Below are 26,048 nucleotides of genomic sequence, written 5' to 3'. Positions count from 1 at the left end.
CACATAAAATGTAAGCTCATGATTCTCATTTCTAAAATTAGAGAAAGGATACCTATTTGCCAATTATTTAAGGTAAAAGTGCTCCGATTGTTTTTATGGCTGCTGCCCTTAGCCTTCAGCAGCAATGCTTTAGGGCAAACAGGCCCGCAACTGGACAAGAAAATACCACACCTGGTGATCTCTGCCGGAAATGCCCTGGACGCCTTGAAGGAGATTGAAAAAAACACAGGGCTTAATTTTGCCTACAATGCCAACCAGCTGAAGAATTTCCCGGTAAATCATCAGGCATTTGATAATAAAAGTCTCCGGGAAATATTAACCAGTATCCTGAAAAACACCAGAACGGTGATCAATGAACAATCCGGCGTGATTGTAATTTTGCCGGGAGCCGCCACAGAAACAGCTCCTGGAAAGCCGGTCAAAAAGACCAGCGGTATTGTCAGCGATAAAACAGGCCCCTTACCCGGCGTAACCGTACTGGAACAGGGCACCAACAATGGTACTATTACCGATGAAAATGGCCGCTATAGTATTAAACTGAAAAACGTTCCCACCACCTTATTGTTCAGCATTACCGGCCTGAAAAAACAGGAACTTCCTGTAACTGAAGAAGGTACGCTGAATGTAAATATGGAAGGCGATTTTCAGAAACTCGGTGAAGTAGTGGTGACTGCGCTAGGTATAAAACGGGAAGAACGTTCCCTGGGATATGCCATTCAGAAAATCGGCGGAGAACAGGTAGACAATGGTAAGTTCACCGATCTGAAAACAGCGCTGGCAGGAAAAATTGCCGGCGCCCAGCTGGTAGGTGCGCCCAGCTCTACTTTCCGTGATGCCGGCTTGCGCATACGCGGCGCCAACAGCTTAGGTGGAGGATCCCCCATTTATGTACTGGATGGTACCATCATTTCACATACCGATATCAACCTGGATAATATTGAATCGATTTCTGTGCTGAAGGGCGCCGCTGCTACCGCGTTGTATGGTATCCGTGCCGCCGCCGGCGCGGTGCTGCTTACCTCCAAAACCGGTAAGCGCAATCAGAAAATGAGGGTGGAAATCAACTCCGGTACCGCCTTTGAAAAATTATCGGTGATCCCGGAATACCAGAATATTTATGGCGCCGGCGACAATATGAATTTTGATGTCTTCCATTTTGATCCTAACAAGCATCCGGCTGACTGGCAGAAATTTGACGGCCAGAAAATGGTGCAGTATTATATGGACCAGAGCTGGGGACCGAAAATGGATGGTACCATGGTGAGGGAATGGTTTAGCTGGTACCCGGGGGAAGACTTTGGAAAAGAAACCCATTTCGTTTCGCATCCTAACAATGTACGCGATTTTTTCAGGACGGGTATCAACCTTAACAACAGCGTAGCATTTTCCGGCGGTACGGAAAGAGCCTCCTACCGCCTGTCTTATGCCAATCAATACCGCGACCTTATTTATCCGAATGCCAACCGTAAACGTAATTTTATCGACTTCACCGGTAACTTTGATGTGACCGATAAGTTTTCTGTTTTTGCAGATATCAATGTAGTCAGTACTACACAGATGGCAGAACCATTTGACGGTGGTAACTCCAATCAGCGTAGTATCATGGCGCAGTTCAACCAGGAGTTTCAACGGTCTGTAGATATGAAAAGACTGCGGGATTATAAAACCGCAGATGGGACTTACCGTACCTGGAATATTGTAGGTCCTAATGGCAACGACTCCGCTACCACCTTACGGCCGCGTAAGCGCGATAATCCTTACAGTGTGTACTATGAAAGCTATCGCCGCTATTCTAACTTCCGGGTATTCGGTAATGCAGGATTCAATTATAAAATATTACCCAACCTGAAATTACAATCGATGATGCGTGCTGATATCATGGTAGATGATTATGATGATCGCATCGCTTCCGGTACAGTAAAGCAGGATATGTATAAATCCGGTGCTTCGCTGCCGCGTGAGTTCAACTATGAAATGACGCTGAATTACAACAAGCAATTGCACGATTTTTCTATTGATGGATTGTTAGGTGGCAACATCCGTCATTATAAAGCGACCCGCAATGAAGCCAATACCGTTGGAGGACTAAGTGTTCCTAATCTGTATGCTATTACGGCCTCCATTCAACGTCCCAATGCTTTTAATGACTACGCGGAACAGGAAATCAGAAGTTTGTATGCCAAGGTGTCGCTGGGGTACAAGCGGTTACTCTATGTAGATATTACCGGACGTAACGACTGGTCTTCTACCTTGCCCGTAGCTAAAAATTATTATTTCTACCCTTCTGTATCAGGTAGTTTTATTTTTACAGAGCTGTTGCCTAAGAGTAACTGGCTGAACTTTGGTAAAGTAAGACTGGGAGTAGCACAGGCGGGATCTGATGCCGGCATTTATGCGATCAATACCGGCTATAACCTGCAAAACCCTTATGGTAGCTCTCCGGCATTGAATACACCAGACCAGCTTGTAGATCCGCGGTTGTCGCCTTCGCTCAGTACGAGTATAGAAGCAGGGTTGGCTTTAAAGCTCTTTAATAATCGTGTAGGGGTGGATGTTAGTTTCTACAATAACAAAAATACCAAACAGATTGCTAACCTGGCCATCAGCGAAACCAATGGTTACAACAGTTATTTAACTAACCTGGGAGAAATACAGAGTAAGGGAATGGATATTGCTATCACTGCAACGCCTATACGTAACCGGGATTTTTCCTGGGACCTGTATGTGAATGCAGCGACCAATAAATCCAAGGTCATAGATCTGGCCGCCAACATGGACAACTACCTGGCAGCTTCCCGTGAAAACGGGTTGCGGCTGGAGCTGGATCACAGGAAAGGTGCGGAGTGGGGATTACTGGTAGGACCTACCTTCCAGTACTACCAGGCCAGGGATGCCAATGGCAAAAACATAGAGAGTCCCTATAATGGTAAACCGATTGTAAATGCCAATGGTGCTTATCTCACGAATGAAAACCAGCCGCTGGGATCTATTCTGCCAAAGTTTACCGGTGGTTTGGGTAGTACCTTTGTGTATAAGAATTTTGATTTTACTTTTTCTATCGACTACCAGGTAGGTGGCAAGTTCTTGTCGCTCACTAAAATGTTCCTGCTGGGTACCGGGCTGGATCCATCTACCGTGGGCACCAACGACAAGGGCAACGACTGGCGTTTGCCGGTAGCACAGGGTGGTGGTATCAAGCCGGATGGAGTACTGGCAGATGGTACGCCTTTCAACGGCTACGTGGAAGCACGTACGTATTACTGGACCTACCTGTTTAATAAGGTAGCGCCGCCATTTATTTATGATGCCAGTTATGTGAAACTGCGGGAGCTGCGGTTGGGGTATACTTTTGCCGCGAAGCCGTGGACCAAACGCCTGGGCGTCACCAGTTTGAACGTGGCGTTGTATGCACAAAATCCGTGGTTGATTTATACTGCGCTGAAAGGTATTGATACTTCCGAGCTGGAAAGCTTCTGGGAAGAAAGAGGACAGGTGCCGGCCACGCGCACCATTGGTTTTAACCTGAAACTGGTATTATAACCATAAAACATTTACTTATGAAGCATCCATTTATTACTTGTATACTATTGCTCATACTGACATTATACAGCTGTAAGCCGGGGGATTTCGGGGATATCAACACCAATCCCAATATGCCTAAGCGGCCTTATACCGGTTACCTGATTACCAATATCCTGCGTGATATGGCGTCCACTATTGTTGGCAGCAGCGGTAACCTGATGCGGGAGGCGCCCTTGTATTCGCAGCACCTGGCGGAGATGACTTACCAACGGGAAGGAGTATACGTAAGAGGGAACTGGGATTATGGATATTACCAGGGGGCATTAAACGATTTGCAGGTAGTGATCACCACTAATTCGGATCCTGCAAAAAAACTGGAAGCCAGTTCATTTGGTTCCAATGCCAATCAGCTGGCCATTGCCCGTATCATCAGGGCATATTTCTTTTTGCACATGACAGACCGTTGGGGAGATATACCTTATAAAGATGCGCTGAAAGGAAGTGATAATCTGACGCCCGCCTATGATAAGCAACAGGATATTTATACGGATCTGTTTAAAGAATTGAAGGAAGCAGCGACACAATTTGATGGAGGCGCAAATGTAAAAGGAGATATCCTGTTTGGGGGAGATCCGACCAGGTGGAAAAAGTTTGCCAATACGATGCGACTGGTAATGGGGCTGCGGTTGTCGAAGATTGACGCTGTAAAAGGGAAAGCAGCATTTAATGCCGCCCTGGCGGACGGGGTGATCCTGGATAATAAAGACAATGTGGTATATAATTATCTCGCGGGAGATCAGAACAATGAGAATTACTGGTCTTTCAGCTGGCGGGTAGATAATAACCCTTATGCTTTATCGGCTACGCTGGTGAATAATTTGCAGGCCAACAACGATCCCCGTTTACCCAAATTCGGGGACAAGGCGGGAGATGGTTTATATCACGGACAGGCGTATGGGGTGATCAACACTAATTTTTCTTCCATGTCGTTGCTGGGTGCCGCGATGCGTAAGCCGGAATCGCCGGTATACTTTTATACCGCTGCAGAAGTACAGTTTGCGCTGGCCGAGGCGGTGAAGTTAAACTGGATACCCGGTACCGATGCAGATGCTGAATTATATTACCTGGCAGGTATCAAAGCATCGATGCAGCAGTTTGGAGTATATACCGATGCGGCGTATGCCGCCTGTATTGCCTCTCCTGGGGTGGTATACAGTCCTGCTAAAGCGTTGGAGCTGATAGGTACGCAGAAGTGGGTAGCACTTTTCCTGAATGGATGGGAGGCCTGGTACGAGTGGAGGAGAACCGGGTTCCCTAAATTATTGCCGCCGGCGAATGCACAAACCCGTGACGGACAAATACCCCGCAGGCATGGGTATCCATCCAGGGAGGCGTTGCTGAACAAGCAGCATTATGATGAGGCTGTACAACGCATTGGAGGCCCGGATGATCTGAGCAGCCGGGTTTGGTGGGATAGCCACTAGCTGTTGGCCATTGGCTATTAGCAAAAATGCAGCGAAAAGAGAGGCGTAAAGGCTAATCTTCGCTGCATTTTTGCTAAAAGCTAAAAGCTAATGGCTAAAAGCTAAAAGATTATCATTATTTTTCGTCCGCGGGAAGTTATAAAGGTATCCACCCACTTTTAATATGCGCGAACAAATGTTGAGTGATGGAGATTTATTACAGCTTATAAAAAGAGATGATACAGCTGCTTTTGAATCGATTTATGATAAATATTGGCAGGCCCTTTATTTAAAGGCTTGTCAGCGTGTGGATAAAGATGAGGCGAAGGATATGGTGCAGGAGGTGATGATTACTTTATGGAGAAGAAGAAATGATATCACCGTCATGCAGGAAGGAGATCTTGGCCGATATCTCTTTACAGCTATCCGCTACCGGGTGATCAGCCATTATGCTTTTAGCGCTGCGGAAATTAAGAAGGCCGGTTTTTTTGATTATTTCGATGAGCATATTGCCACAGATACACTGGAAACCAAAGAGCTGCAAGCTCGCATAGATAAAGAAATAGGCCGGCTGCCGGCCAGAATGCAACAGATATTCCGCCTGAGCCGGGAAGATGATTACACCATTGCCGACATTGCAAGAACACTTAACATATCAGAGCAAACCGTGAAGAACCAGCTGACAGATGCCTTAAAAAGGTTGCGTATCTCTCTTAAAGCCTCTTCTACAGGAGAATGGACATTGGTATTGGTATACCTGTTCATTCATTTACATAATAATAGGTAGTCCGTACAACCAGCGGCCTATACTGTTACTATACTTTTCCCTTTTTTTAATGAATGTCATTCCTGCTATAGGAGCAGCTTTGTATTGTCGATAGTACTGCTTCTCCCGGAGGGAAAATTATTTTCAGATTTTTTTTATACGGACTAGTACCGAACATTATTTTTTCAGATAAGTAATAAAATCGCGCGCAGTGGAAGTCAGCAAAATCAGGCAACTCTTCAAAAAATTTATGCTGGGTCATACCTCCGGGGAAGAAAACCAGGTGATCGATCATTGGTACCAGTCTTTCGATGATACCCTGCTCCCGGAAATGGATGCAACAGAAGAAGCCCGCGTAAAGCAGGAAATCTGGGGTGGTATCCAACCCCAAATTGTAGTAGCTAAAACGTTTTATCTCACTCCCCGCCGCCTGGTGAGGGTTGCTGCCGCCGTATTACTACTGGCCGGAACCGGCGCAGCCTGGTGGATATTACATCGCACTTCGGCGCCCACTTATACCACCTATGCCACCCGTAACGGAGAAAGGATCAGTATTCACCTGAGCGATGGATCTACCGTAGCATTAAATGCCGGCTCCACCATCCGCGTACCGGATGATTTATCCAAAACAAGAACACTGCAACTGGTAGACGGAGAAGTATTTTTTGAGGTGCACACCAACCCCAACGTACCATTCACCGTAGAAAGCGGGCCGCTCCGCACCACCGTACTGGGCACCGCTTTTAATATCGCCGCCTATAAAGGCATACATACCCTCAGCATCGGCGTCATATCCGGGAAAGTAAGCGTGGCTGCCAACAACGACAATATCCAGGTGCTGGAACGGGACCAGGAGCTGGTATATAATAAGGACAACCGGCACATGAAAGTATCAACGGTAGATGAGAGTCTACCCGGATGGAAAGAGGGCAGACTGGTATTTAATGATGTATCCTTTAATGATATGGCCGTGCTGATGGAAAAGAACTTTGGTATCACCATTACCACTACAGCAGAACACGTAAAAACAACCAGATATACCACGGAATTGCCAACAGGTATGGACCCGCAAAAAGCAGCGCAGGTGCTGGCAGCGATCCATCATCTGAAAGTACGATCTATAGACAGGCACACCGTTATTTACGAATAATAAAACAATGTATCACCAAAGCTAATCGCTTACAAACACTACGTACTAATGCCACGTAAATGGAACCTTTCATTAATGTTAACAATTAATGCCTAACCACGTATGAAGAAAATTGTAGAAAATTTCAAAAAACGATTGCTGGCAGTCGTTTTGATCCTCACCTGTGCCCCAGCCTATGCCGGACAGGGTCAAATACTGCAGGAAACCAGCGTAACGATTGCATTGAAAGGCGGAAGCCTGGAATCCGCGCTGAAAGAACTGCACCGCCGCACTAAAATTACTTTTGCCTATGACCGGCAACTGATCAGTGCCTATAAAGTAGATCGCCTCTCTTTCTCCAATGAAAGACTGGACTATGTGCTGGCAAAAATATTACAGCATAAATCCCTCGGATTTGCAGAGGTGAATGATATTGTGGTGATCAGCAAACTGGCTACACCAGCCGTCATCACCACCGCCCGGCAGGATGCAGTTGTGTCCGGTGTTATCCGCGATGAAAACGGCAAGCCTTTACCCGGTGTAAGCGTAGCCGTTAGAGGACAAAGTACCATGACCACCACGGATGCCGAAGGCCGGTATAAGATCATCATAAAATCCGCGGCAGACGTATTGTCTTTCAGTTTTATCGGCTATGAAACCGTAGAAGTACCAGTGGGAAGTCAGTCTGCCATTAATGCACAACTGAAGCTGTCCAGCAAATCACTCGGCGAAGTAGCGGTGGTAGGTTTCGGCACCCAGCGTAAGGTAAGCCTGGTTGGTGCGCAATCGACCATTAAACCATCTGAATTCAAGCAGCCCGCATCAGATATTTCCACCATGCTGGCAGGCCGTATTTCCGGTGTGATTGGTGTACAACGTTCCGGTGAACCCGGAAAGAGCGGCGCCGATATCTGGATCCGCGGTATTGCTACCTTCGGTAACGGCAACAAAGCCACGCCACTGGTATTGGTAGATGGTGTGGAAAGAGCCATCAATAATATTTCTCCGGAAGACATTGAATCTTTCACCATTTTAAAAGATGCAGCAGGAACCGCTGTATACGGTGTGCGTGGAGCCAATGGCGTGATATTGCTGAAAACAAAGACCGGTAAAATAGGCAAACCACAAATCTATTTTGATTACAATGAAGGTGTTAACTCATTTACCAAAAGGCCGGAAATGCTTGATGGCGTTACCTATATGAACCTGGCCAATGAAGCTGCCACTACGCGTAATCAAAACCCTATCTATTCGCAGGAGAAAATTGATAAAACAAAGGCCGGCGCAGATCCGCTGCTGTACCCTGATGTAAACTGGATGGATGCTGTATTCAATAAATATGGGCATACCCGCAGTGCTAATCTGAATGCCAGCGGTGGTGTGGAAAATGCCCAATACTATGTATCACTGGGCTATTTCAATGAAAGTGGTTTCCTGAAAACAGATGAGTTGGCGAAGTATAATTCTTCCTTAAAATATAACCGCTATAATTTTACCTCTAACCTGAATCTGAAAGTTACCAAAACAACCAAACTGGATGTAGGTCTGCAGGGCTACTTCTCCAATGGTAATTATCCTGGTGTAGCCAGTCATGATATTTTCCAGAGTGCCATGGATGCCTCGCCGGTAGCATATCCTATTATGTACCCGGGCAACCTGGTACCCGGACAATCTGCCAACGGTGGTTTCCGCAATCCTTATGCAGACCTTACCCGCAGAGGATACCGCAATGAATTTAAGAACCAGCTGTATTCTAATATCAGGGCAACACAGGATTTGAAAATCATTACGCCTGGTTTATCTGCCACTGCCATGTTCGCCTTTGATACGTACAACCAAAACTTTATTGTACGGTCAAAAAGAGAAGACACTTATTACCCGGATATGAACAATCCTTATAAACCGGATGGTTCGCTCAACCTGGTGAAAACATATACCGGAGATGATTACCTGGGATTTGATAAATTAGATGGCGACCGTCAGACTACCCGGCAGTTTTATACAGAAGCGGCTGTCAACTATGACCGCGGCTTTGGAAAACATCATGTAACCGGCCTCGGTTTATTTTACACCAGTGATAAGAGTAATACGCTAGCCGGAGATTTTATAGGGTCTATTCCGGAGCGTTACCTGGGCCTGGCGGGTAAAGTCGCTTATTCCTATGATGACCGCTATTTTGCAGAGTTTAATTTCGGCTATAACGGATCTGAATTGTTTGCACCCAAAAACCGTTTTGGTTTCTTCCCTGCCATTGGTTTGGCCTGGGTAGCATCCAATGAGCACTTTTTTGCACCACTTAAAGATGCGGTTTCTTTCCTGAAATTCCGTTACTCCAATGGTAACACTGGTTTGGGTAGTGCGGCAGAGAGGTTCCTGTATATCACCAATCTGAATTCAAATGATAACAGGTACAAATACGGAACGGGCTTCGTGGATAATGGCGCCGGCATCAGCATTAACCGTTATGCCACAGATGTGCGCTGGTCGGTATCCAACAAACAGGACCTGGGCATTGAGCTGGTAACATTGGGTGATCGTTTGAGAATTAATGTAGATGTATTTAAAGAACATCGTTCCGGCATCTTCCTGCAAAGAGCGTCCAATGTATCTTTCATGGGACTGGAAAATCAGCAGTATGGTAACCTCGGTATAGTAGATAATAAAGGACTGGATGCAAATCTGGAATACCGGATGCGGATCGGACAGGTCGATATCAACGTGCGTGGTAATATCACCTGGAATAAAGATAAGCTGATAGAAGATGACCGCCCACCACAGCTGTATCCATGGATGGAGCACCGCGGCAACAATGTGAATGCCCGCTATGGCTATATCGCAGAAGGATTGTTTGTTGATCAGGGACAAATTGATAAAAGCGCTGTACCTGGTGATAAGTCACAGGTAAAACCCGGAGATATCAAGTACAAAGATTTGAATGGTGATGGACTTATCAACTCCGCCGATATTACCAAAATTGGTCGTGGTGATGTACCTGCTATGGTATATGGTTTTGGAATGGACCTGGCTTACAAAGGTTTCAGTTTCGGCTTTTTATTCCAGGGTGTTTCCAATGCAGACCGCCTGTTGGCAGGTAGTGCCATCATTCCTTTCAACGGAGGAGGCGGCGTTACCAATGCTTATAGTATTGCTACCGACAGATGGACCGTAGATAACCCAAGTCAGGATGTGTTTTATCCCAGACTGGCATACGGTGAAGCAGAAAATAAAAATAACACACAAGCCAGCAGCTGGTGGGTAAAAGATGTAAGCTTCATCCGTCTGAAACAGGTACAACTGGCCTATAACCTGCCTGCGCACCTGTTACAACGTATTGGTATCCGGAATTCTTCCATTTACCTGCAGGGAATCAACCTGCTCACTTTCAGCAAGTTTAAGTTATGGGATCCTGAACTGAATACAGACAACGGGTCTTCCTATCCAAGTGTAAAGACCATCTCTCTGGGGGCTAACTTAAGGTTTTAATCAAACAAGCAACTGATCATGAAAAAGCTATTATATATTTTCCTGGCCATAGGGTTATTATCTTCCTGTAAGAAATTCCTGGACCAGGTACCGGATGACCGGTTAACCATTGATGAAACATTCAGGACCTGGTCCACCGCACAACGATTCCTGGACAATGTATACAGCAGAATTCCGGATGAATTCGGACAACGTAATCCCGGTGATAATACCAACCGTGGATTGTGGACGGGAGGCTGCGATGAGGCAGATTACGTATGGGGATTTGTGCAGTCGAATGATGTAAATATTGGTAACTGGGATGCCAAATCCGGTTTTGTTGGTGACTACTGGAGAAACTTTTACAAAGGAATCAGAGCAGCCAGTGTATTTATAGATAACGCAGATAAAATCACCGACTTGAGCCCGGATCTGAAGGACCAGGCCAAGGCGCAGGCCAGAGCGCTGCGTGCCATGTATTATTTTTACCTGATGCGTATATATGGTCCCGTTGTATTGATGGGAGAGAAGCCGGTATCGGTAGACACCACCTTGCAAATTCCGCGTAATTCGTTTGAGGAATGTGTCAACTATGTAAGTGATGAATTATTGAAGGCAGCAGCCGTGTTGCCCAAAGAATATTCTTCTACTACCGTAGGTCATATTACTAAAGGCATTGCGCTGGCTTTCAGGGCCAATGCCATGATGTACGGCGCCAGCCCGCTCTTCAATGGTAATACAGATATGGCAGCGCTGAGAAACAAAGATGGTAAGCAACTGATTGGTCAGTCGGTAGATCCGCAGAAATGGAAAGATGCTACCGCCGCCTACAAAGCTTTCCTGGATGAATTTGTGCCAGGCACTTATAAATTATATACCAGGACATACGCTAACAATGAGAAGAATGCTTATCTCGATTGCCGGGATGTATTCCTGAATGACTGGAATGAAGAAGTGATTTTTGCTCGTCCGGATAATTCCCTGAACTCCCGTCAGTATGAAATGACACCTTATCATAGTGGTGAGAATTCGAGAGATGTGAGAGGCAGTGGCGGTTTGGGCGCCACGCAGAATATGGTCGATGCTTTTTTTACAAAGAACGGCCGCAGTATTGACGATCCACTTTCCGGCTATGTAAAAACCGGGTACTCAGATTTTAAGGCGCCGAATGATAAAGTGAGTGCCAGCATTTATAATCAGTGGGTAGGCCGTGAGCCAAGGTTTTATGTAAATATCACCTATGATGGCAGCCATTGGTTAAACAGAAATTATCCGGACCTGATTACACGGTTGTATAGTACCGGTAATTCCGGTAAGAGAACAGGAGGGAATGATTATACCCCTACCGGTTATATTGTGCGTAAAGCCATGGGCCTGGATAAATGGGATGTAGGTGGTCGTACGCTGATGCTGATACGTTTGGCAGAAATATACCTGAGCTACGCGGAATGCGTGAATGAATCTGATCCGGGTAGTACCGAAGCGCTGAAGTATGTAAACCTGATCAGGGAAAGAGCAGGTATTCCATTGTACGGTTCTGCTGAATTACCGGCACCGGCCGGACAGGCAGCCATGCGCGAAGCCATCCGCAAAGAACGCCGGGTAGAACTGGCCTTTGAAAACAATCGTTTCTTTGATGTGCGCAGGTGGAAGATTGCAGAACAAACAGAGAACGGACCTATCTATGGTTTGAACATCAGTGCCGATCTGCCTGATTTCCTAAAAGTAGTGCCTTTCGAAACACGTGTATTCAGCAAACGGCATTACCTGTTCCCGATCCCTTCTGATGACGTGGACAATGACAGACAACTGATCCAGAATTTAGGCTGGTAAAATATTTTGAATTACGAATGACGGAAGAATTACGAATGACGGATTTGTGCGTAGATATCCGCGTTTACCATCTACCCACAAAACCGTCATTCGTAATTCCGTCATTCGTAATTCTTTCTTTAACCCGATCATATGAACAAGATTACCCGTATACTTTTTGTTACGCTGTTATTGCACAGCAACTGTTCCAAAAGCACTACAAAAGAAGAGCCTGTAGGTCCGGCGCCGGTGCAGGGAGTATCTTTTACTGTTAAAGATGCCAGTACCGCCTATAATACGTTTAACCAGTATTTCTACAGTACCAATGATAAACTGTATTACGCCAATACAGAGAAGAAAGATATCGGTGCTATCTGGACCCAGGCTATTTACTGGGATATGGCGATGAATGTATATAAACGTACCAATGATGCAGCAGACCTTAAACGGGTTACTGATATGTACGAAGGTGGTTATAACCGCTATGATAAATACAATTGGAACAACACCAGGGAATGGTTCATCTATGATGATATCATGTGGTGGGTAATATCCCTGGCCAGGGCGCATCAGCTCACCGGTACCAAAGCGTATCTGGATTTTTCTGTATCTGGTTTCAAACGGGTATGGGATGGTTCCTATGATCCGGTGAAGGGAGGCATGTTCTGGGATTTTAATCATAGCGGTAAAAATTCCTGCATCAATTTTCCTACCGTCATCGCTGCCATGACGCTGTATAAAATTACTGGTGATGACGGCTATTTGCAGAAAGCGAAAGATGTGTATAGCTGGGGTGTGAATAACCTGTTTGATCCTAATACCGGCAGGGTTGCCGATAACAATGTCAATGGAAATAAAGGCTGGTCTGATTATACCTATAACCAGGGTACCTTTATTGGTGCAGCGGTGATGTTGTATAAAGTGACCGGTACGAAAAGCTATCTTGACGAGGCCAATCTGGCGGCGACCTACACCCAGAAAACCATGAGTGATGTAAATGGCATTCTGCCGGCAGAAGGAGACTGGAATGAGCAGGGGGTACTGAAAGCTATTTTGGGTGAGTACATGATGCTGCTGATTACCGATGCTAAACAAACACAGTTCCTGCCCTGGATGCAGAAAAATATTAATGCCGCCTGGGGCAACCGGGATGTTACCAGGGGACTTACTTACCGCAATTACAAGGTGCCTTGTGTAACAGGTGTGCTGCAATCCTATGAGGCCAGCAGTGCTGTGTATCTGATGCAGATCTGTCCTCCGGCAAAATGATAAGGACCATCGTTTTCAGGAGGTAAAGTGTTACTTTTGGGTTTCAATATCTATTTATACCTCATGAGAACGATGGCTTTTTTTGCGTTTGTTTGTTGCTCCTTTCTTATTACGGCTGTAGCTTTTGCCCAGGAAACTGAGCCTGATATGCGTACCTGGAGTTTACAGGTAAATGATTCCCGTTATATTTTTGCAGATACCGCCTTTGTGCGTATCAGCGCGGATACCAAGCAACCTCCAATAGATACGCTTTTAACCGGCGATGATGTTACGGTTACCGCGATTACAGATAAACTGCTTACCCTGAAAGGGCTTAAAGGTCCATGGTTAGAGATAAAATATAAGAAGAACGGTATAGATAAAGAAGGATTCCTCTGGCAGGGATTAATCTCTTTTACACCCATGCGCAGAGGGGATACCAAGTTTGTATATGCCATTGATCGTCATGTAGATTCAACGATTATCGACAATGGTGTTAAAACTGTTTCCAGGATGTTCCTGGTAAAACTGAAGGTGGTGCAGGCCGGCAAGCTGATGGCTACCAGTTCCTGTCTTGTATCTGACGGGGAGGATGCTAATTTTACAGAGTCTAAAATAATGAGCGGGCTGGGACTTTCCAATGTTCAGAACATTATTACGTTGGGCTTTAACGGGGCAGCCTGTGGAGTACCTTCCAACTTTTACTACTTTGCCTGGATGAACGGTGGCCGGCTGGTGCCATTGCCGGATAGATATACGGTAGGTGATGCTGGTGCTTTTTATCACGACGAAACATTTACTTTCCCGGCAGAAAAGAATGGGCAACCAGATATGATCTTCTGGAATATGGTGGAGGAAGTAGCGACAGAGAAAGTGGATAAGAAAGGAGAACCCATTATGACTGTGACGAAAGACGCCGCAAAGTACAGTTGGGACGGTGTGAATGGTACCTTCAAAAAAGAAGGAAAGTAAAGTTGGTGATCTCATCAGGTGTAATGGCCGCTCATCTATTTTTCTATTCAGAACTATTTTTATGAAATAGTTTTGTAATTCTAAAAGATGCCTGCCATCACTTACCATGTCCGTTTATAATCAACCCAGGAAACTCGTTGTAGTATTCATTATCACAGGATTAGTTTTAATTTTTGCTGCGAGGTTGCTCTACCTCCAGGTAATCGATAAAAAGTATGTGCGGCTGGCTGATGCCAATGCGGTCACGCGGAAAATTGTGTATCCCAGCAGGGGCATCATTTTCGATCGTCAAAACCGGAGTATTCTCAGTAATGATATTTTGTATGACCTGGTGGTTACACCTGCTGCCGTCAGGAAGATAGATACGGCCTATCTCTGTAATATTCTACAGATAACTGCCGAAGAATTTAAATCGCGTATAGCCGATGCCGTGAAGAAGAATGGGCGGGTACGTCCTTCCGTTTTCGCGGGATTACTGTCTCCCTCCACTTACAGCCGTTTGCAGGAAAGTATGTACCTGTTCCAGTCCGGCTTTGAGCTGGTACAACGGCCGGTACGTGCTTATCCTTATAAGGCGGCTGCCAATATACTGGGCTACATAGGTGAAATATCGCCGGCTATGCTGAAGATGAAAGGGTATGCTGATTACCAGTCCGGTGACTATGTAGGGTTGACTGGTTTGGAGAAAACGTATGAGTCGATATTAATGGGGCAACGAGGCACACAGTATATTATAAAGGACAATTTAAACCGACCCCAGGGATCACTGGAGGACGGTGTGTTTGATACTGCTGCTATTGCAGGTAAAAACCTGCGACTGTCACTGGATATTGAATTGCAGGTGTTGGGAGAACAACTGATGCGCAACAAGATAGGCAGCATCGTGGCCATTGATCCGCAGAGTGGTGGTATCCTGGCGATGGTGAGCGGGCCTGTTTTTGATCCTAATCTGCTTACTGGTAGTTCCCGTACAAAAAATGTCAGCAAGCTGTTTACGGATCCTACAGAGCCGTTCCTGAACCGGGGCATCCAGGCTACTTATCAGCCAGGATCTTCCATGAAACCACTAACGGCCATAGTAGCACTGGATGAGGGACTGATTACACCCGACTTCGGATATCCCTGCCGCGGGGCTTACAACGCCTGTGGACATATTGTTCACTGTATGCACAGTGAAGCTGGTCATGCCAGCAACCTGCGTATTGCCATGGCGCATTCCTGCAATTCCTATTTTATGCACCTGTACCGGATGGAAGTAGACAATGATAAATGGGGTGGTGTGAAAAAGGGACATACCAAATGGAAAGAGTACATGTCTAAATTCGGACTGGGGCATAAACTGGGTATTGACATACCGGGTGAAAGCCCGGGGATAGTGGCTGATACTACCGTGTTGAACCGGCTCTATAACGGCAACTGGAATTCCTGTTCTGAATTATATGTAGGCATGGGGCAGGGACAGGTAGCGGTAACACCGCTGCAGATGGCCAACGCCATGTGTATGATTGCCAACAGGGGCTTCTATTATATACCACACCTGGTGGAGTCGATTGACCAGGATAATTCTGACCTGCTGAAAAAATACAAGGAAAAGCATGTGGTAGCGAACGTATCTGATACCGCTTACCGGTCTGTTATTTTTGGGATGGAAGATGTAATAGAACATGGTACCGGCAGGGGTGCTCACATGGACGGAATTGATGTATGTGGTAAAACCGGCACTGCAGAGAACAGGGGCATCGTAGATGGTAAAGTAGTAGACCTCAAAGATCATTCAGTATTTGTGGCGTTTGCCCCCAGGGATCATCCCCGTATTGCTATTGCGGTGATTGTGGAAAATGCCGGTATGGGGTCCACCTTTGCAGTACCTATTGCCAACCTGATGATGGAAAAGTACCTGCGGGATTCCCTACCTGCTGCAAAAATGCTGACAATGAAACGTATGCTGGAAACAACAACCATTTCAGCTGCCAAGCTGGAGTTGTCGAAGATCGACTCTTTAAATACCACTACAGGTGCATTAACCGCAGCAGAGATGCTGAAGCAATATTTTCATTAATACCGCATTGATTGGAAGTTTGTAAAATAGTTTGTTAATAATAAGGCCGTTCCGCTCCGTTGGAACGGCTTTGTTGTGTATATTAGTAAGATGAAAATCATCTGGAAAATAGCCGGTATATTATTGTTGTTCTATGTAGCAGTGTGCATACTTGTATACTTCATCCAGGAGCATTTACTTTTTTTTCCTAAGAAGTTACCGGCAGACTATAGCTTTCACTTTCACCAGCCTTTTGAAGAGCAGCAGATCCGTATGAATGACGGCACTTTGCTGCATGGGTTGTTGTTTAAAAGAGACTCGGCCAAAGGATTGATTTTTTATCTGCATGGCAATGCCGGCGCTCTCGATACCTGGGGAGAAGTGGCAGCTACGTATACACGTTTACGATATGACGTGTTTATTTTTGATTACCGGGGCTATGGAAAAAGTGGTGGCAACATTAAAAGTGAAGCACAGTTTTATGAAGATGCACAGACGGTATATGATAGCATGAAGAAAATGTACCCGGAAAATAAAATTACTATCCTGGGCTATTCTGTTGGCACCGGCACTGCTGCAAAACTGGCTGCTGTGAATCATCCACAGCGACTTATATTGCAGGCGCCTTATTACAGCATGACAGATATGGCGAACCATCAGTATCCTTTTCTGCCTTCCTTTATCTTAAAATATCCTTTTCCTACTTACAAATATGTACAGGCAACCACCGCACCGATCACGATTTTTCATGGAGATCAGGATGAGGTGATTTATTATGAGTCATCTGCAGTGAAGCTGAAAGCTTGTTTGAAGCCTGCGGATACGCTCATAACGCTGCCTGGGCAGGGACATAACGGGATGACAGAGAATCCGGATTATAAAGCCGCATTGGGGCGGATATTGGAATAGCCTCTTCGTTGTTGAAAGTTGGTTTGTGTTAATGAAATATTTTTAATCTATTAAATATTAAGGCCCGGAACAATACCGGGCCTTTGTCTTTTAATACGTTTAATAATTATTTTACAACGGTCGCTTCAAATTCAACCTTTAGTGTTTCAAAAAGACTTTTCACTTCGAACAATGTAAGCGCCTGTTTAACGCCATGCTTCGCTATCCAATCCTGAAAGAGATCAAAGCAGGTAAAAAACTCTTCTGATGAAGTGGTATAGACATTTAACCGTACGATACCGCTGCATTCGTACCCCGCCTCGCTAATCACCTGTTCCAGGTTTTGCAGGGCCAGTATCAACTGGGTTTTCATGTCATCGGTACTGGAACGCCCATCTGGGTATACTGCTGCCTGTCCTGCACAATAGAGTGTGCCTGTTGTCTGTTTTACTTCAACGGCCTGCACATAGCTACGCTCATCCTGCCATTTCCACGGATTAATTACTTTTTTTTCCATTGGTTTGCTTTTTTGTTTGTGCCACTGCAGAGACAACAATTAATAAATTGTACATGGCAAAGGTGAAGCATAATACGGCATCTTTTGTGTGACAAATATCACAATTACAAACCGATGGAAATAAGGTTAAGCCGAACGCCAGATTCTGCTAAGGGTTTCACGCGAAATGCCCAGGTAGGAAGCCAGGAGTGTTTTAGGTACTCTTTGAGACAGGGAAGGATATCGTTTCAGGAGTTGCTCGTAACGTTCTTTTGCATTGGAGGTTAGGAAAGACAAAATGCGTTGCTGTGACCCAATATGGCCACCATTTGCTTTTTTAAGAAAAAAATGCTCCATCTTTTGGAGGCCTGCACATAAGTGTTGATAGTCTGGCAGCGAAAGACAGAACACATCGGTATCTTCCAGGCATTGTAAAGACATAGTGGCTTTGGTTTGGGTGTGAAAAGCCAGGAAATCACTTTCCCACCAGTCTTCCATGGCGAAAGAAACAATATGCTGCTTCCCCGCATCATCGTTATATATGAGCATTAACAGACCCGAGACTACAAAATAAGTATACTTTACACTTTCACCTTCCTGGATAAGAAAATCTCTTTTTTTATAATTTTTAATGGTGAAATGAGCAGCTACAAACGCAAATTCCTCCTCCGTGAGTGGGACTATTTTTTCTATATGTTTTCGTAGTAGTTCCTGCATGTACTTATTTCTTTTAGCGGTTCATACGGTTTTAAACGCGTTCTACACACCAATTACCTTTACGCCTTTCTTCTTACAGTATTTCAACTCCGCCGGATCAGCATCCGTTACAATAGCGTACACCATTTCCAGTGGGGCAAATCTTAAATAGGAAGGCTTATCTATTTTGCCAGCATCACATAGCAGGTAGGTTTGTGTGCTTTGTGCGGCCAGTGCCAGGGCAATAGCGGCTTCTTTTTCGCTATGTGCAAATAATCCCTTCGAGGATATGCCATCTACACCAATGAAAGCTTTACCTGCCTGGTATCTTTGGATATGTTCTATGGCCATGCTGCCATGAATGGCTTGTCGCTCTGCATCATATTCGCCGCCAATGATGTTCAGGGATACCTGGCTGTTTTGCAGTTCACTGATCACAGGCATGGAGTTGGTGATGACTTTGATTCTTTTGCCTTTAATGAACTGGCATAAGCGGAAAACCGTGCTGCCACAGTCCATGAAGATAATATCGCCATCATTGATTTGTGCGGCAGCTTTGCTGCAGATTTTATCTTTCGCGGCCTGGTTGGTAGCGGCCTTATTAATAAACCGGTGTGGCATTTCCGGCTGTGTTACAGGAATAGCGCCGCCATGGGTACGATAGAGCAGGCCATGATCCGATAGTTGGTTAAGGTCTCTGCGGATGGTGATCTCCGAAATACCCAGCGATTGCGCCAGGGCTTTGGTATCTACCTCGCCCTGTGCGGATAACTGCGCCAGAATTTTTTGCTTTCTTAACTGGAAATTCATTTTTAATCTTTAACTTGATCAAAAATAAACAAAAACGATCAAAAACGATCAATTTTAATATGAAAGAGATTAAAATCCTCGAAACAACAATCCTGTCTGATAACTGGTATGTACTGAAAAAGATTAGCTATGAAGCGAAGGGAAATGATGGGGTAATAGTACGGCAGGAGCGCGAAGCATACGACAGGGGTAATGGGGCTACCATCTTGCTATATAATAAAGAAAATAAAACCGTGATACTCACGCGGCAGTTCCGGATGCCTACTTATATAAATGGGAATGACACCGGTATGATGATAGAGTGTTGTGCAGGGTTGCTGGACCAGGATAATCCGGAAGAATGTATACGCCGGGAAACCATCGAGGAAACAGGTTACAACGTAACTGACGTGCGTAAGGTATTTGAAGCGTATATGTCGCCGGGCTCTGTAACAGAGATATTATATTTCTTCGTGGCAGCCTATTCCAAAGAACAGCAGGTACATGCCGGCGGAGGACTGGAAGAAGAGCAGGAGAACATTGAAGTACTGGAATTACCCTTTACAGCAGCTATGGATATGATTCGGACCGGAGACATAAAGGATGGGAAAACCATTATGCTGTTGCAGTATGCAGCCATCAATAACCTGTGTGGCTAAACGAAAATTTCCATCTAACCTTATCGGATATACGGAATAGTAGCATGATCACTTTACCGGCTAAACGAAATTATCAATGACCGTGTTTTAATTAGCGGCCAGATAAGCAGTACGTTCGCCCGCGATCAGGTAGGGCTTCTTTTCTTTGCCCCATTGCGACATGGCATTGATCAGCGGCAGCGTACTCATGCCTACTTCAGTGAGATAATACTCTACTTTTAATGGTGTGCCGGGATATATCTTTTTATAGAGTACGCCCAGGTCTTCCAGTTCCTTCAGGTGCATGGTAATGACGCGTAAGCTGGCGCCTTCAGTTTCCATTTGCCGGTGGATTTCGCTGGGACGCCTGATGCCATCATGGATAGATTCAATGATCCAGGCTTTCCATTTACCTCCCATTACTTTCATACATACACTGATGCCACAGTCCAGGTTCTCTGGTATTTTTTTCTCGTACATGCGTTGATATTTGTGATGAAGATAGCTTTTTTAAAGCAGCAGATATCCCTGGGCAGACCGTCTCCCCCGCAAAACCGCCACAGTGGGATAGTGAAAAATTTTTCCATGCCCGAATCTTTTTTCCCATATTGTTAGGGACTGCTATTGTGGTGAGATTTGCGTCATTGTAAACATTTAAATGAATACTATGAACGTAGATAAAAACGTCTCTGTGATAGGTTTGGGCCCCATGGGATTTGTATTGGCACGCACCTTACTGGATAATGGATATAAGGTAACAGTCTGGAATCGTACAGCTGAAAAAGCATCTTCCCTGCTGCAGGATGGGGCGCTATTTGCAGCAGATGCGGCAGCAGCCGTAAAGGCAAGCCCCGTTATTATTACCTGCCTGAATAATTATGAGATCACCCGCAGCGTGCTGGAAACGGCCGGAGCAAACCTGCGTGGCAGGCTACTGCTGGAGCTCACCACCGGCACACCACAGGATGCCAGAAATGCGGAAACGTGGGCTATTTCTCAGGGCGCCGATTATCTGGATGGCGCTTTGCTGGCTACACCAAGACAAATAGGTAAAGCAGATACTCCCATTTTTATAGCAGGAAGCAAAATGGCTTATGAACGTGGAGAAGCAATACTTAAGGTGCTGGGTGGAAACACTATGTATATGGGAGACGCCGTAGGTGCTGCGGCAGCATGGGATCTGTCCATACTATCCAGTTTGTTTGGACTGATCGCCGGCTTCCTGCAGGGTGCCAGGATTTTTGAATCTGAAAAACTACCTGTGAATGAATTGGGTAATATGATCAACCTGATCGCGCCAGTGTTGGGAGAAATGGTAAGACATGAAGGAGTTGTAATCGCCAACAACGATTTTGACCATCCGCAAAGCGCGCTGAAAACCTGTATCGTATCGATGGATTTAATGATAAAACAGGCACAGGAAGCAGGCATCACCGGCGAGGTGCCCCACTTCCTGCAACAGTTGATGAATAAGGGAGTAAAGGCGGGATACGGAGAGGAGCAGTTGGGCGCATTGATAAAAGCGATGCGATAGATAGTTAACAGGCTTTAGTCTTACAGCTGGTAATGCGATATTTACACCGCAGGCGGGCAGCCGGTGTAAATATCGCAGCCGGCTGTAAGGCTAAATTTTGCTTATCTTCACAGACGAAATCTCGTATGATATGAAAATGGAACGTCATCTTCCGGTTGCTGTTCTTCGGCCTTTTGTCAAAGCCTTTCTCCTTATTGAAAGCAGCGAAGGAATGGAAAATACAACACTGCCAGATACATCTGTTGTCATGAGTTTCCGGGTGAGAGGTACTGTGACCCATATCACCCAAACGTTAACCAATCAACTGCCTGAAGCAGCGTTGAGCGGACTTAGAAAATCAGCACGTCAGCTAAAGTATGAACCCAATACGGCTAATCTGTTGGTGGTGTTCCAGGAAGGTGGCGCTACTGCTTTTTTTAAAACGCCACTGCATGAATTGTTTGAAGCACAACAACCACTGGATGATGTGATTCGTTTGCATAAAATCAGGGAAGTAGAGGAACGCTTGAGTGAAGCCACCGATGATCAGCAACGGATAGCAGTCGTAGAGGCGTTCCTGTTAGCCGAATTAAGAGCACAATCACCTGACTTGCTGGTGAGTCATGCCGTGCAGCAGATTAAAGATACCAACGGAGATATAAAGATAAAGTCGCTGGCGGCAGACTTATTCATCAGCCAGGATGCTTTTGAAAAAAGGTTCCGGCGCAGCGTAGGCAGTACGCCCAAACAGTTTTCAGCCATTGTAAGATTAAGACATCTGCTGGACCATTATTCCGAAGCAGAGAGTTTGACGGAAGCAGCCTATAATGCAGGGTATTTCGATCAGGCACATTTTATTAAAGACTTTAAAGCATTTACCGGGCAAACACCACAGGCATTTTTTAAGAATGAGACGTGGTGGTAATGCCATGCTGTTATTATACTGCTGTAGCCTCCAGTTTCTTTGCCATGAGCTGTTCAAAAACATCCTGGTAATCCTCTCCCCATTTATCCATCGCATCTACTACGGGTAATAAAGATTCACCAAACGCGGTGAGTGAATATTCTACTTTAGGCGGTAATTCATGAAATATAGTACGCTGAACAATGCCATGGAATTCCAGTTCCCGCAGCTGCAAATCCAATACCCGTCTGCTGGCGCTGGGCATGGCACGCTGTAATTCACTGGGTCTTTTTACGCCTTTGTTAATAAGGTACACCAGGTAAGATTTCCACTTACCACCAATAATTTCCATGATGATCGCCATGCCACATGCAAAACTTTTTGGGATCTTTTTTTCATACATAGCTATCTTTTTTAATAAGGACAAAATTATCCTTATTCCGTGAATAGTGGGCATAGGGATAAAATTTTCCGTATAGGAAGATAATATCCGTTATTGTTCTGTTCCCCGGATCTGCGTCACTTTGCGGTATTATTTATCAAAAAAAAATAAGCACATGACGACAACCAATTATACCGGGAAAAAGGTAGTAGTGACAGGCGGTACCCATGGAATGGGAATGGCTACAGTGAAAATGCTGATAGCGGGAGGGGCAGAAGTATTGCTCACAGGTAACAATCCAAAGAACGTCGAAGCTGCGCAGCAGGAGTTGGGGTCGGCAGCACACATCGTGAAATCCGATACCAGCAGTCTGCAAGACATTGACGCGCTGAAACGTATAGTAGAAGAGAAACTGGGACAAATTGATTTCCTTTTTATCAACGCTGGTTTTTCGATGCTGGAGACTTTTGACCAGGTGACGGAAGCTACCTATGATAAAACCTTTGCCATCAATACCAAAGGGGCGTTCTTCACTTTACAGCGACTGACACCTTTGATCAAAGATCATGGTGCTATTGTATTGACTACTTCCATTGCCAATCAATCCGGCTATGCTGGGATGAGTGTATATGCTGGTGCGAAGGCAGCGCTGGCATCATTTGTAAAAGGGTTTGCGGCTGAACTGCTGCCTCGCAGCATCCGGGTGAATGCAGTGAGTCCGGGTTTCATACACACGCCTACTATGGGTGTTTCCGGCGCCTCAAAAGAAGATCTGCTGGCATTTGAGAAGCTGGGAGATGAGGTAACTCCCCTGAAACGGAATGGGAGGGCAGAAGAGGTCGCAAAAGCCGTGTTATTCCTGGCCTTTGATGCTACGTTCACCACCGGGGAAGAAATTACTGTAGATGGCGGTCTTTCCAAAAAACTCACGCCGCCGGACCTGTCTCACTAAAAAAAGTAAGGCTGACTAAGCCATTTACGCTTACTCAGCCTTACTTTTACGCAGGTTTTCTACAGGTCTGCCTTTGTACTTAGCCGGTAATTTTTCAAAAAAAAGCATAAAATATTTTTAAATGAGCAAATGCTCACTTATATTTGTGTCGGATGAGATACAGAGATGAAAATAAACAGCAGGCCATTCGGGATTCCGCCATTGAGATGGTGGCGAAGGATGGACTGGAAAATTTCGGGATCAATCGCCTGGCGAAAGCGGCGGGCGTATCTCCGGCTACTATTTACATCTACTATAAAGACAAAGAAGATCTGCTCACCAGTATCAGCATTGAAGAAGGCATCAAGATGACCCGTGCCACGCTGAAGGGATTTAGCCCGGAAATGTCATTCAGAGATGGTCTCTGGTGTCAGTGGAAAAACCGGGCGGAGTATGCATTAGATAACCATAAATCTGCCGCTTTTTTTGATCAGCTCCGCAACTCAGCCTACCGGGAAAGAATGTTGGAAACGATTACCAGGGAGTTTCAGCAAAACATGGGCGATTATGTAGAGAATGCCGTTGCCCGTGGTGAAATAGAGCGCATGCCCCTGGAAGTATATTGGTCAGTAGCATTTGCACCGCTCTATTCCCTGATAAAATTTCATAATGAAGGTCAAAGTCTTGGCGGCCGTAAATTTAAGTTCTCCGAAAAGATCATGAAAGAAACATTCGACTGCGTGATAAAAGGCTTATCGAAATAGCTATTTTTTTTGTCAAATTAATAAATGAGCGCTTGCTTATATAAGATGAATACAACACAACATATTCTTGTTTTCAAAACGAACATCGCAACAGTGGAAGACCGCTCAAAAGTGGCACAGGTACTGGATCGGCAGCCGTTTATCGAGAAATGGACCGTGGACCTGGAAGATGTGGATTGCGTACTCAGGGTCGTAGCTGCTGAACCGGCAACAGATAACATCATTGCACTGGTGCATGCCAGCGCGTATGAGTGTGCAGAGCTGGAAGACTAATTACTTTCTTTATCCGTCAATATCCTTTATATGAAACAAACAGCTGCTTTTTCGTCTCATCAGAAACTGGTGGTTGCCCTATTGGCACTCACGCAGTTTACCGTCATACTGGATTTTATGGTGATGTCGCCATTAGGAGATATGCTCATGAAATCTATGAGCATAAAACCTAACCAGTTTGGATTTATTGTATCTGCCTATGCTTTCAGCGCCGGTATCTCCGGGTTGCTGACCGCTGGTTTTGCGGATCGTTTTGACCGTAAAAAATTACTGGTATTTTTTTACGTAGGCTTTATTATCGGTACGCTTTGTTGCGGCCTGGCCAACACCTACTACACTATGGTGGCGGCAAGGATTGTAACGGGTTTATTCGGTGGTGTGATAGGTTCTATTTCCCTGGCGATTATCACCGATCTTTTTGACCTCTCCCAACGCGGCCGCGTGATGGGCTTTGTACAAATGGCTTTCGGCGCCAGCCAGGTATTGGGTATTCCCATTGGCTTATATCTCGCTAATGCGTGGGGTTGGGAAGCACCTTTCTTCCTGGTGGCCGGTATGGCTTTGATTGTGTTGCTGCTGATCAGTATCCAGTTGGAACCTATTATTGCACACCTGGCCGTACAACAGGACAAAAGCGCCTATAAGCACCTGTTGCATACCGTGGCGAAAAGAGATTATCGTATAGGCTTCACCGCTACTGCACTGATGTCTATTGGTGGTTTTATGATGATGCCCTTTGGAAGTGCTTTCGCTATCAATAATCTGCATATCACGCAGCAACAGTTACCCCTGTTATTTATGGTATCGGGAGTAGGCGCCCTGTTCATTATGCCGCTTCTCGGCAAGTTGAGTGATAAGATAGATAAATTTTTACTTTACACTGTCGCTGCGGTATATATGATGGTGGTTGTGCTGATTTACACCCATCTTACACCGCAACCACTCTGGATCATCATGACCTTAAATGTATTGATGATGGGTGGTATCATGGGCCGTATGATTCCTTTCACCGCACTGACCACGGGTATTCCCGATCTGGCTGATAGAGGCGCATTTATGAGTGTCAACTCTTCCCTGCAACAGGTAGCAGGCGGTATTGCAGCTGTAATTGCCGGCATGATTGTATCTCAGAAAGATAAATTCAGTCCGCTGGAACATTATGATACATTGGGCTGGGTAATTATAGGGCTAACCATCCCCTGTATTTTGCTGGTATATCGTGTAAGTAAACTGGTAAAGGCTAAGCTTGCACGTGGTGCGGCGGTAGTAAATATGCCCGTTCCAACTGAAGTTTAATCAGAAGAAAGGGTTGTATCAAAAGGCTTTTGATACAACCCCTCTCCGCTTATATCGCAAAGTGAT

General features: G+C 45.4%; 22 protein-coding genes. 17 read left to right on the top strand and 5 right to left on the bottom strand.

The window, feature by feature from the left end; genetic code table 11:
- Nucleotides 1–87 precede the first annotated feature (87 nt).
- From AB4Z08_RS13905 to AB4Z08_RS13860, 10 genes are all read left to right on the top strand, one after another.
- Nucleotides 88–3,540, top strand: a complete 3,453-nt coding sequence (locus AB4Z08_RS13905) for a SusC/RagA family TonB-linked outer membrane protein (protein WP_441574350.1) — start codon at nucleotides 88–90, stop codon at nucleotides 3,538–3,540.
- Between the two features lie 17 nt (nucleotides 3,541–3,557).
- A complete protein-coding gene (locus AB4Z08_RS13900; protein ID WP_441574349.1) occupies nucleotides 3,558–5,006 on the top strand; it encodes a SusD/RagB family nutrient-binding outer membrane lipoprotein in 1,449 nt (482 codons plus the stop codon).
- 163 nt (nucleotides 5,007–5,169) lie between these two features.
- Nucleotides 5,170–5,772, top strand: a complete 603-nt coding sequence (locus AB4Z08_RS13895; protein WP_441574348.1) for an RNA polymerase sigma factor — start codon at nucleotides 5,170–5,172, stop codon at nucleotides 5,770–5,772.
- Nucleotides 5,773–5,962: 190 nt separating this feature from the next.
- Nucleotides 5,963–6,901 (top strand): FecR family protein, encoded by a 939-nt coding sequence (locus tag AB4Z08_RS13890; protein WP_441574347.1) that lies wholly within the window; start codon nucleotides 5,963–5,965, stop codon nucleotides 6,899–6,901.
- A gap of 102 nt (nucleotides 6,902–7,003) precedes the next feature.
- On the top strand, nucleotides 7,004–10,363 hold the full coding sequence (locus tag AB4Z08_RS13885; protein WP_441574346.1) for a SusC/RagA family TonB-linked outer membrane protein: 3,360 nt from the start codon (nucleotides 7,004–7,006) through the stop codon (nucleotides 10,361–10,363).
- A gap of 18 nt (nucleotides 10,364–10,381) precedes the next feature.
- Entirely contained in the window at nucleotides 10,382–12,175 is a 1,794-nt protein-coding gene (locus tag AB4Z08_RS13880; protein WP_441574345.1) for a RagB/SusD family nutrient uptake outer membrane protein, read from the top strand.
- A gap of 132 nt (nucleotides 12,176–12,307) precedes the next feature.
- The gene (locus AB4Z08_RS13875; RefSeq protein ID WP_441574344.1) at nucleotides 12,308–13,423 is read left to right on the top strand and encodes a glycoside hydrolase family 76 protein; all 1,116 of its coding nucleotides are present in this window, start codon (nucleotides 12,308–12,310) and stop codon (nucleotides 13,421–13,423) included.
- 147 nt (nucleotides 13,424–13,570) lie between these two features.
- A complete protein-coding gene (locus AB4Z08_RS13870) occupies nucleotides 13,571–14,374 on the top strand; it encodes a hypothetical protein (protein WP_441574343.1) in 804 nt (267 codons plus the stop codon).
- A 106-nt stretch (nucleotides 14,375–14,480) separates the two neighbouring features.
- On the top strand, nucleotides 14,481–16,433 hold the full coding sequence (mrdA, locus tag AB4Z08_RS13865) for a penicillin-binding protein 2 (protein WP_441574342.1): 1,953 nt from the start codon (nucleotides 14,481–14,483) through the stop codon (nucleotides 16,431–16,433).
- Between the two features lie 90 nt (nucleotides 16,434–16,523).
- Nucleotides 16,524–17,321: an alpha/beta hydrolase gene (locus AB4Z08_RS13860; protein WP_441574341.1), complete on the top strand. Its 798-nt coding sequence runs from the start codon at nucleotides 16,524–16,526 to the stop codon at nucleotides 17,319–17,321.
- 106 nt (nucleotides 17,322–17,427) lie between these two features.
- Here the strand turns inward: AB4Z08_RS13860 and AB4Z08_RS13855 are convergent, their stop codons facing one another.
- The 3 genes from AB4Z08_RS13855 to AB4Z08_RS13845 form a co-directional block, all read right to left on the bottom strand.
- A complete protein-coding gene (locus AB4Z08_RS13855; protein ID WP_441574340.1) occupies nucleotides 17,428–17,817 on the bottom strand; it encodes a RidA family protein in 390 nt (129 codons plus the stop codon).
- 126 nt (nucleotides 17,818–17,943) lie between these two features.
- Nucleotides 17,944–18,513, bottom strand: coding sequence for a Crp/Fnr family transcriptional regulator (locus AB4Z08_RS13850; RefSeq protein ID WP_441574339.1), 570 nt, complete (start codon nucleotides 18,511–18,513; stop codon nucleotides 17,944–17,946).
- 42 nt (nucleotides 18,514–18,555) lie between these two features.
- Complete coding sequence (locus AB4Z08_RS13845; RefSeq protein ID WP_441574338.1) at nucleotides 18,556–19,302, bottom strand: DeoR/GlpR family DNA-binding transcription regulator; 747 nt, start codon at nucleotides 19,300–19,302, stop codon at nucleotides 18,556–18,558.
- A 59-nt stretch (nucleotides 19,303–19,361) separates the two neighbouring features.
- Between AB4Z08_RS13845 and nudK the strand changes: the two genes are divergently transcribed.
- Nucleotides 19,362–19,940, top strand: a complete 579-nt coding sequence (nudK, locus tag AB4Z08_RS13840; protein ID WP_441574337.1) for a GDP-mannose pyrophosphatase NudK — start codon at nucleotides 19,362–19,364, stop codon at nucleotides 19,938–19,940.
- Nucleotides 19,941–20,027: 87 nt separating this feature from the next.
- Here the strand turns inward: nudK and AB4Z08_RS13835 are convergent, their stop codons facing one another.
- Entirely contained in the window at nucleotides 20,028–20,399 is a 372-nt protein-coding gene (locus tag AB4Z08_RS13835) for a winged helix-turn-helix transcriptional regulator (protein ID WP_441574336.1), read from the bottom strand.
- 187 nt (nucleotides 20,400–20,586) lie between these two features.
- On the opposite strand from AB4Z08_RS13835, the gene AB4Z08_RS13830 reads away from it, so the two are divergent.
- Nucleotides 20,587–21,453: an NAD(P)-dependent oxidoreductase gene (locus tag AB4Z08_RS13830; RefSeq protein WP_441574335.1), complete on the top strand. Its 867-nt coding sequence runs from the start codon at nucleotides 20,587–20,589 to the stop codon at nucleotides 21,451–21,453.
- 130 nt (nucleotides 21,454–21,583) lie between these two features.
- Entirely contained in the window at nucleotides 21,584–22,357 is a 774-nt protein-coding gene (locus AB4Z08_RS13825) for an AraC family transcriptional regulator (protein WP_441574334.1), read from the top strand.
- Between the two features lie 13 nt (nucleotides 22,358–22,370).
- Here AB4Z08_RS13825 and AB4Z08_RS13820 read toward each other — a convergent pair whose 3' ends face one another.
- A complete protein-coding gene (locus AB4Z08_RS13820; RefSeq protein WP_441574333.1) occupies nucleotides 22,371–22,739 on the bottom strand; it encodes a winged helix-turn-helix transcriptional regulator in 369 nt (122 codons plus the stop codon).
- A 154-nt stretch (nucleotides 22,740–22,893) separates the two neighbouring features.
- Between AB4Z08_RS13820 and AB4Z08_RS13815 the strand changes: the two genes are divergently transcribed.
- From AB4Z08_RS13815 to AB4Z08_RS13800, 4 genes are all read left to right on the top strand, one after another.
- Nucleotides 22,894–23,670, top strand: coding sequence for an SDR family oxidoreductase (locus AB4Z08_RS13815; protein WP_441574332.1), 777 nt, complete (start codon nucleotides 22,894–22,896; stop codon nucleotides 23,668–23,670).
- Between the two features lie 152 nt (nucleotides 23,671–23,822).
- Entirely contained in the window at nucleotides 23,823–24,413 is a 591-nt protein-coding gene (locus AB4Z08_RS13810) for a TetR/AcrR family transcriptional regulator (RefSeq protein ID WP_441574331.1), read from the top strand.
- A gap of 45 nt (nucleotides 24,414–24,458) precedes the next feature.
- Complete coding sequence (locus tag AB4Z08_RS13805) at nucleotides 24,459–24,686, top strand: hypothetical protein (RefSeq protein WP_441574330.1); 228 nt, start codon at nucleotides 24,459–24,461, stop codon at nucleotides 24,684–24,686.
- A gap of 30 nt (nucleotides 24,687–24,716) precedes the next feature.
- Entirely contained in the window at nucleotides 24,717–25,982 is a 1,266-nt protein-coding gene (locus tag AB4Z08_RS13800) for an MFS transporter (RefSeq protein ID WP_441574329.1), read from the top strand.
- Nucleotides 25,983–26,048: the final 66 nt, after the last annotated feature.

The organism is Chitinophaga sp. RAB17 (assembly GCF_052114225.1).
Classification (GTDB): Bacteria; Bacteroidota; Bacteroidia; order Chitinophagales; family Chitinophagaceae; genus Chitinophaga.
The sequence above is the reverse complement of the archived record's forward strand: the minus strand, read 5'-3'. Positions and strand labels throughout refer to the sequence as shown.